The organism is Streptomyces sp. NPDC031670 (assembly GCF_055580545.1).
Genome location: NZ_JBVILC010000065.1, coordinates 1 through 1,256 on the forward strand (window position 1 = coordinate 1; position 1,256 = coordinate 1,256).

At 40.7% G+C, this 1,256-nt stretch carries 1 protein-coding gene; it reads left to right on the forward strand.

The window, feature by feature from the left end; translation table 11 throughout:
• Positions 1 to 281: 281 nt before the first annotated feature.
• Entirely contained in the window at positions 282 to 830 is a 549-nt protein-coding gene (locus ACZ5ID_RS37045; protein ID WP_431035984.1) for an imm11 family protein, read from the forward strand.
• Positions 831 to 1,256 lie beyond the last annotated feature (426 nt).

The following is a 1,256-nucleotide window of genomic DNA, read 5'->3' on the forward strand; positions in this document are numbered from 1 at the left end:
TTCTCTATAGGTCAAGGTACATCTTCCTGCGTAAAGGGGACTGCGTAAAGTGCGTAAAGGGGACGGATTTATTTAAACAATTTAAAACTCCAGATGAGTTGATTAAATAAATCCGTCCCCTTTGACCTATATATATGATCAGCTTCAGTCTGCTACTGTCGGTGTTCCGGCCAACACAAGCGCTTATAAAAATGCTATAGAGTTGACCTTGGAACGGATTAAAGTCGAGGCTGTTACGCCAGGCAGTCAAGTAAACCGCTGGTTAAAAAAAGAGTAATATTATGCAATATTTCCGTTTGATAGATGATGTGAATTTTCCGGGTAGGTGGCACTTGGGAGATATACATGAAGTCGATAATTGGGCGTTTATGCATTCCCGTCCCCAATTCTTAAATCATGGAAAAATTGATGTATATGTTGCCGGCGCAAGGATGGACTTTACTTTTTCGGAGGTTTTTGGTGTTCCCATAGTCAGTGAAAAAGTTAGAAAGGAGTTAATGTGTTTCCCTGAAGTAGAATTTTTCCCGGTAAGTATTAACTCTCACGGGTCTGTAGATGACTTTAATGTGATGGTGACCTTGGCGTCCGTTGAGTGCGTAGATGAAGAAAGGTCGCAGTTTCAAAAGTTCGAAGAGCTGGATCCGGTTAGGCCGGATAAAGCTGGTGATTATCGCGGTTTTATGAGCTTGTATTTAGATACAAGTAAAGTTAAAGGTTTGCATATTTTTAGACTAAAAAAATTTGAAGTGGCCATTATTGTTAGTTTGGTAGTTAAGGACAAGCTGCAAGCTGCTGGGGTTACAGGTGTGAAATTCTTAGCTGTTTCTTGAATGCGACGAGGAAATAGGGTCCGATCAGAGGAAGTAGCGCTAGCTTTGGGTAAAAACGGGGGCAGGCCACGATTTTATTTATGAGCGTGCAGGAGGCAGATTTATTTAAATGTCGTAAAGGGGACTGCGTAAAGGGGACGGATTTATTTAAATATTTAAAAATTCAGATGAGCTGATTAAATAAATCCGTCCCCTTTGACCCTGAGGGGAATCATCGGATGGTCGCAGCCCAAGAAATATTTAAAAAGACAGGCGATGCTTCTTTTATAGATAAATTACTGAAAAATGGATCTTGGACTCAGACGAGAAATGCCCCAGCTGGGGCCCAGTCCATGCCGGTGAGAAAATGATGATTGCACATATGAAAAAAAATGAAATATACGTCAGGATGTTTTCTCTAGCGTTGCCTTATATAAGAAATATTCA

Bases quoted from the DNA above. Each gene is read 5' to 3' on its own strand.
- ACZ5ID_RS37045 (WP_431035984.1), top strand. From the start codon at position 282: ATGCAATATTTCCGTTTGATAGATGATGTGAATTTTCCGGGTAGGTGG.